The sequence below is a fragment of the Bacteroides sp. genome (assembly GCF_052357945.1).
Lineage (GTDB): Bacteria > Bacteroidota > Bacteroidia > Bacteroidales > Bacteroidaceae > Bacteroides.
The window spans coordinates 24,944-32,450 of record NZ_DAWCXD010000054.1; the positions used below are offsets into that span (position 1 = coordinate 24,944).

The 7,507-nt window shown below is 42.6% G+C and carries 5 protein-coding genes; 2 read left to right on the forward strand and 3 right to left on the reverse strand.

The genetic code is table 11. The features are described 5' to 3' along the window. Nucleotides 1-139: 139 nt before the first annotated feature. Nucleotides 140-1,705, reverse strand: a complete 1,566-nt coding sequence (locus ACT8YW_RS11660) for a glycoside hydrolase family 43 protein (RefSeq protein WP_151936001.1) — start codon at nucleotides 1,703-1,705, stop codon at nucleotides 140-142. A gap of 238 nt (nucleotides 1,706-1,943) precedes the next feature. Between ACT8YW_RS11660 and ACT8YW_RS11665 the strand changes: the two genes are divergently transcribed. Further along, on the forward strand, nucleotides 1,944-4,304 hold the full coding sequence (locus tag ACT8YW_RS11665; RefSeq protein WP_444105055.1) for a beta-glucosidase family protein: 2,361 nt from the start codon (nucleotides 1,944-1,946) through the stop codon (nucleotides 4,302-4,304). A gap of 181 nt (nucleotides 4,305-4,485) precedes the next feature. Here ACT8YW_RS11665 and ACT8YW_RS11670 read toward each other — a convergent pair whose 3' ends face one another. Beyond that, nucleotides 4,486-4,830, reverse strand: a complete 345-nt coding sequence (locus ACT8YW_RS11670; protein ID WP_444105057.1) for a hypothetical protein — start codon at nucleotides 4,828-4,830, stop codon at nucleotides 4,486-4,488. Nucleotides 4,831-5,594: 764 nt separating this feature from the next. Here ACT8YW_RS11670 and ACT8YW_RS11675 point away from each other — a divergent pair. Continuing rightward, complete coding sequence (locus tag ACT8YW_RS11675) at nucleotides 5,595-6,248, forward strand: HU family DNA-binding protein (protein ID WP_444105059.1); 654 nt, start codon at nucleotides 5,595-5,597, stop codon at nucleotides 6,246-6,248. Between the two features lie 110 nt (nucleotides 6,249-6,358). Here ACT8YW_RS11675 and rhuM read toward each other — a convergent pair whose 3' ends face one another. Next, a complete protein-coding gene (rhuM, locus tag ACT8YW_RS11680) occupies nucleotides 6,359-7,345 on the reverse strand; it encodes a RhuM family protein (protein WP_444105061.1) in 987 nt (328 codons plus the stop codon). Nucleotides 7,346-7,507: the final 162 nt, after the last annotated feature.

The following is a 7,507-nucleotide window of genomic DNA, read 5'->3' on the forward strand; positions in this document are numbered from 1 at the left end:
TTAAAACATATTTTGTTTCTACACCACAAAATTATGTATTCGGCATGTAACTTCACCTCTGTAATGTTATTCATATAGGGAGCGTTTTGGAAACGATGGGGTGAATTTGTTTTATAAAAGGGATTCATTTGTTTTCTCCCTATTTCCCTTTATACTTAAAATACTCAAAATCAGCATACATCTTTGATTCCTTAGAAACCGATACAGCGTAAAGTCCCAAGACGACTCCGGTAAATCCACCTGCTGTTTCAGTACTTAGATAACGCGTGTTCATCTTACCCAGATCATAATATATTCCATTCACTTTATAACCGAAATAATAGTAATTGATATCCGACTTCACCACTAATTCCACTTCACCATCCGCCGGCAGAGAAACTTCTTTGGCACAATGGGTAATCTCTCCTAGTTTATATCGCAAGCCAACAGAACGTTTCCGATCTTTATCCTGGCGGACAAATAAATCGTAGTGAGAATGAAACTCCATAAAGACGGAAATTCCCGCTTCATCATTCGCTCCGGCTTTCTGCAAGACTACCGGAACGGATGCTTCCATATCAAAATGCTCTTGCCGCAAAGCGACAAAGGTAGGGCTTTTCCAGTCACTTAACGTAACGGGAGTCGCTATCAAACGAAGTTTTCCATCTTTGGTAAACGTATAATTCTTTGCTTCGGGATTCTGCAGATGAATCCATTCGGGAGAAAGTCGTCCTTCTTTAAAGTCTATTCGTTCCGGTCTGCCTTTCATTTCCTGTTGAGGCAGGGTAGGCACGTCCATCTTCAAAGAAATGGTTCCGTTACCATTGACTACAGGCCAAGCGTCCTTATCCCACCGCACCGGAGCCAGATAAGTTTCACGACCTAACGTATGATGCATACCCGGCATCACTCTGTACGCCAGACAAACCATCCACCAGGAACCATCAGTACCTTCCACCAGGTCGGCATGTCCGGTTCCCTGAATCGGACTGGATTGTCCCGACTCGTTGGCATGAGTCAGAATAGGATTTGCCGGATTTCCCTGATAAGGGCCATCTATGTAACGGCTGCGGGCAATGGTTACTTTATGTCCCAATTCCGTACCGCCTTCCGAAATCAGCAGATAGTACCAGCCGTCTTTCTTATAAATGTGCGGACCTTCGGCATATCTGCCTCCGGTGCCGTTCCATATTCTTTTGGAAGAAGAAAGCTGTTTGCCTGTCATGGGATCAATCTCACACAGGTTGATGTACCCATCCGGATTGCTGACCATAAAACATTTGCCGTCTTCAAAATAAAGCGAAGGATCGATGCCTCCTTGCTCCAACCAAACAGGTTCGGACCATTCGCCATGGGGATCGGTGGTATGCACCAGAAAGTTTCCCTTGCCGGAGACATTGGTAGTAATCATGTAGAATATTCCATCGTTGTAGCGGATGGTAGGAGCAAAAATACCGCTTCCCGAATTGGCATCAGCCAGATTGAGTTGGGACGGACGGGTCAGACAGTTTCCTATCTGCTCCCAATGCACAAGGTCTTTACTGTGAAACAAAGGCACTCCGGGAAAATATTGAAAACTGCTGTTGACCAGGTAATAATCATCCCCTGCCTTACAAACACTCGGATCTGGATGGAAACCGGAGATTACAGGGTTATTGTAACCCTGTGCCGATACCTCGCATACGGAACAAAGTAAGATGGAAATAAGAAATAAAGCGTTTCGCATATTATATAATTTAAAAGTTAAACATCTTCTGTCAGCCGACAGTACAAAAGTAGATGTTTTTCACCAGAGAAATACGGTATTTCGTTCACACCCGGTCTGCCAAATGTTTTACCCATACGCACAGAATGTATCTTATTGGGGCATGATTTGTATTCAATTACATTTCGCCCTTTCGGGTGATTGCAAATCTTCCTACATTTGTAATAGAATTTAAGTCTTACTCTAAAAATATCAACTCATGAAAAGCATTAAGAAAATGGTATTAGTATCAGCCTTTGCCGGTACTTGTCTTGCGCCCTACGCACAGACAACCTCTCCTGCCATCCCAGCTGATCCGGCTATTGAAACTAACATCCGGGAATGGCTTCAGAAAATGACTCTTGAACAAAAGATCGGTCAGATGTGTGAAATCACCATTGATGTGGTTTCTGATCTTGAAACCAGTCGCAAAAAGGGGTTCTGTCTTAGCGAGGCAATGCTCAACACTGTTATCGGCAAATATAAAGTAGGCTCCCTGTTGAATGTTCCTTTAGGGGTAGCACAGAAGAAGGAGAAGTGGGCGGAAGCCATCAAGCAGATACAGGAGAAATCAATGAAAGAAATCGGTATCCCGTGCATCTATGGAGTAGACCAGATTCATGGAACGACCTACACGCTGGACGGAACGATGTTTCCGCAAGGCATCAACATGGGAGCCACTTTCAACCGGGAACTGACAAGGAAAAGTGCCGAAATATCTGCCTATGAAACCAAAGCAGGATGCATCCCCTGGACGTTCGCCCCAGTAGTCGACTTAGGTCGCGACCCGCGCTGGGCACGTATGTGGGAGAACTATGGAGAAGATTGTTATGTAAATGCAGAAATGGGCGTGTCGGCCGTAAAGGGATTTCAGGGAGAAGACCCGAACCGCATCGGAGCATACCATGTAGCTGCCTGTATGAAGCATTATATGGGTTACGGTGTACCCGTTTCCGGGAAAGACCGTACTCCTTCTTCCATCTCACGCAGCGATATGCGTGAAAAACACTTCGCTCCTTTCCTGGCTGCCGTGCGTCATGGTGCATTGAGCGTGATGGTGAATTCTGGCGTTGACAACGGCCTGCCTTTTCATGCCAACCGTGAATTACTGACCGAATGGCTGAAAGAAGACCTCAACTGGGACGGTCTGATTGTAACAGACTGGGCGGACATAAACAATCTCTGCACACGGGATCATATTGCTGCCACCAAGAAAGAAGCTATCAAGATTGCCATCAATGCCGGAATCGACATGTCAATGGTTCCTTACGAAGTGAGTTTCTGCGATTATCTGAAAGAGTTGGTTGAAGAAGGAGAGGTATCTATGGAGCGCATCGACGATGCAGTAGCCCGTGTGTTGCGTTTGAAATATCGTCTGGGATTATTCGACAATCCGTATTGGGACATTAAGAAGTATGACAAGTTCGGTTCTAAGGAATTTGCGGCCGTTGCCCTTCAGGCTGCCGAAGAATCGGAAGTGTTATTGAAGAATGACGCACATACCCTGCCGATAGCGAAAGGCAAAAAGATTCTGCTGACCGGGCCGAACGCAAACTCCATGCGTTGCCTGAATGGCGGATGGTCATATAGCTGGCAGGGACACGTTGCCGATGATTACACGCAGGCATATCATACAATCTACGAGGCTTTGTGTGAGAAATACGGAAAAGAGAATATTATCTACGAACCGGGAGTCACCTATGCTCCTTACAAGAACGATAACTGGTGGGAAGAAAACAAACCGGAAATTGAAAAACCGGTAGCAGCGGCAGCACAGGCAGATATTATCATCGCCTGCATTGGCGAAAACTCTTATTGCGAAACTCCCGGCAACCTGACGGATCTTACCTTATCGGAAAATCAGCGCAATCTGGTAAAAGCTCTGGCCGCTACGGGTAAACCTATCGTTTTGGTTCTGAACCAGGGACGTCCGCGTATTATCAATGACATAGAGCCTTTGGCAAAAGCTGTCGTCAACATCATGCTGCCAAGCAATTACGGTGGCGATGCACTTGCTAACTTATTGGCCGGTGATGCCAACTTCAGTGGAAAAATGCCGTTTACTTATCCCCGCCTAATCAACGCTTTGGCGACTTATGACTACAAGCCTTGTGAAAATATGGGTCAAATGGGAGGTAACTACAATTATGATTCGGTGATGGATATTCAATGGCCGTTCGGCTTCGGATTAAGCTATACCAATTATAAATATAATAACCTAAAAGTAAACAAACCGACTTTCAATGCCGATGATGAGCTGATATTCACGATTGATGTAACCAATACGGGCAAAGTTGCCGGAAAAGAAAGTGTGTTGTTATTCTCTAAAGACTTGGTGGCAAGCAGTACACCGGACAATATCCGTCTGCGGAACTTTGAAAAGATCTCTCTGAAACCGGGAGAAACAAAGACTGTTACGTTGAAACTAAAAGGAAGCGATTTGGCATTTGTCGGATATGACGGTAAGTGGAGACTGGAAAAAGGAGATTTCAAGATCAAATGCGGTGACCAATGGATTGATATTGTATGCGATCAGACGAAAGTATGGAATACTCCGAATAAAAATACTCTTCGCAAATAAGCTTCTTCTCATATATAAAAAATCACTTTTCTCTATCACCTATCACCAACGGCAATCAAACACCTTATTCATCGAGGTTTCCGTCGGTGATAGGTTGTTTTTTAACCTATCACCACATCTGTCACCTATCACCGCAAAAAGCACTACTTTCATCACATTTTTGCAAAGACAACCTGAATAGCTATGACTTAGAGAGCCATTTCTTTCTTTTCTTCATAGGAGCCATCACCAATTTAGTATGCAGTTCTTTGATTTCACATAAATCGAACCTTTCCTGTATATACACATACATGATGACCAAATGGATAAGTTCTTTATTCGGACATGAGAATTCATCTTTTGACAGCCCGTCTATCACTATATTCAATAAACAGAGAGAACACTGCAATTCAGCTTTTGACAATTGGTCTACGCTTTCAATATTTGCAAAGCTAGGCCAGTTTTCTTTCATAAAACTAAGCTTGTCGACGGAGCGTTCTAAATCGTGCTTCATCAGGCAGGAACGGGAACAAGTAAAATTACTCATAACTATCATTTTTTAATTATGTGTTCCCGTTTGCCAATAAAAAAGGCGCGGAAACTATTACTGTACTATCCTGTGAGAGGCTCTGGTGGGCCGTACCCGAATAATAAGCAATAGCTCCACGCCCGTTGAGGTATATAACAAATATATATACAACATGGACGTGGAGACCGGTCACTTATTATCTACGGGTGCTAAATTTACCAGATTTCTCACAATAGATAATAAAAAACACTATCTCCAATACAAAACAAACATATCCTCTTCCTGAAGACACGCTACAAATATAACTATATTTTTCAGACAATGCCACTGTTATCACAGTAAAATAGTTTAATTCTCCCTTGCCCTGTATCTATCAAATAGAACAAGGCATATAAATACCTACAACAAGTAGGAATACTTTGCTTTTCTCCCTGATATAGTTTATCTTTGCTACCGATATAGTTACTTCGTCACGGCCGTGACGAATTCCTCCCACGGCCGTGGAAAGATCCTACCACAGCCATGAAGAGATCTCACCACGGCCGTGGGAGATTAATGATAAAGGCACTGTAAAGCAACTATACCTACACTTTAATCCAAGAATAAAGGCAGGACACTTATATAAAGCCGCTTGATAACAAACAAACAACAGCTATATAACAACAAATCCCTCCTAAGTCCAAAGATTGATTAGTTTTACAACAAAGAAAAACAACGCCCTTATAGGACTAACAACGGCAAATTATAAATACGTAGTCATATAAGGCAAAAACAAGTAAATAATGGCAATACAATTTGAATTGTACAAGACTCCCCGTCCCAAGGACGAGGAAGGTAAGGAAGTGTATCACGCACGTGTAGTCAACTTCCAACACATTGACACAGACTATCTGGCAAAAGAAATCCAGATAGCCACTTCTCTAACTGAAGGGGATGTAAAGTCTGTTCTCGAATCCCTAAGTCATTTTATGGGTGATCGTCTTCGGGAAGGACAAAGCGTCCATCTGGATGGCATCGGTTATTTCCAGATAAAGCTGAATAGTCAAGAGCCTATCACTTCGCCCAAACTAAAAGCGAATCAGATAAAACTCAAAGCCAACATCAGCTTTAAAGCGGATGCCAAACTGAAAAGGTCAGTCAGTGTTGTTCATGTGGAGCGAAGTAAACTGAAACCCCATTCGGCTGTCCTTTCAAATGACGAGATAGACAAATTGCTGACAAACTACTTCAAGAGCAACCCTGTATTAACCCGTCGCGACTTTCAAGGATTGTGCGGCTTTACCCCTACCACTGCCGCACGGCAAATCAAACGGCTGAAAGAGGAGGAGAAGAAGTTGAATAATATCAATACTTATTATAATCCGATTTACATGCCGATGCCGGGATATTATGGCAAGGCGGAGATAAAAAAGGATGAAGCAAATACTATACAGTAATAAAGTAAAGAGTATAAAAAAAGTGCCCAAGAAGGTACTAGGTAGAATGAGAGACACCTTGAAACGAGGTATCTCTCATTATCTATATCACTCATTAATAAGACCTAAATTCAATTATTCTTATTAATCAAATTGATTACTACCTTCACCATCACGTCCTTTTCTTCCGTCCGGCTTTCGGCAATCATCAACGTAAGTGCCACAAGCGTATTGTTTCCAATCAACTTCGAACCATCGGATTTATATAATATACCGTTCTTCTCCAGAAACCAAAGAAACAAGAAAGCGGCAATACGCTTGTTACCGTCACTAAACGAATGATTCTTTACGACAAGGTAGAAAAGCATTGCGGCTTTTTCTTCAATGCTTGGATAAAGTTCCTCTCCACCGAATGTCTGATAAATGGTGTTGATAGAGCTTTTGAACGACTGATCCTTTTCATTTCCAAACAAATCACTGCTTCCGAACTTTTCCTGCAAAAGGTGGACGGCTTCCATAGCTTCTTCATAGGTGGCACGGAATTCTTCAGTAGGAGTCGTGGAGTCTACTTCCAATTGCTGGTAATCGTATTTATCCAGTGTATCCAGACCGTAAGTGTAATCGGTAATCACACGCAAGAGCCCATTGGCCTCATCCAGCGTCAATTGTTTGTGTTCGATGACGTTAGAAAGAAGGCGTACGGTGCTCTTCAGGTCTTCCAGTTGAGCAGCTTTGACCTGCTGATTAATGACATAACCTTTAATCAAGTAGTCTTTCAGGACTTTATTGGCCCAAATACGGAATTGGGTGCCACGCATGGAATTGACCCTATAACCGACAGAAATAATCATATCAAGATTATAATAAATAATGTGACGCTTGATAGTCCGATTCCCCTCCATCTGAACTTGTGCAATTTTTGCACAAGTTGAGTCTTTCTCCAACTCTTCCGACTTATAGATGTTATTAACATGCTTCACTATAGAAGTTCTATCCGTTTGAAACAACTCCGCCATTTGAGCTTGATTGAGCCACACCGTCTCATTCTCCAACTTCACATCAATGGAAGTTTTCCCATCCTTTGTTTGATAAATGACAATTTTTCCTCTATTGTCCATAAAATGCCTCCTTATTTACGCATTGTGTCCGTCCATTACCTTCGTAGCAATGGACGGACACACAAATGTACAGCTTTCAAAAAGAAATAAAGAATATAAAGCTGCTTTTATTAACGTGAGTTCGATATAAATCAATAAATATATCATTGAAAAATAGGCACA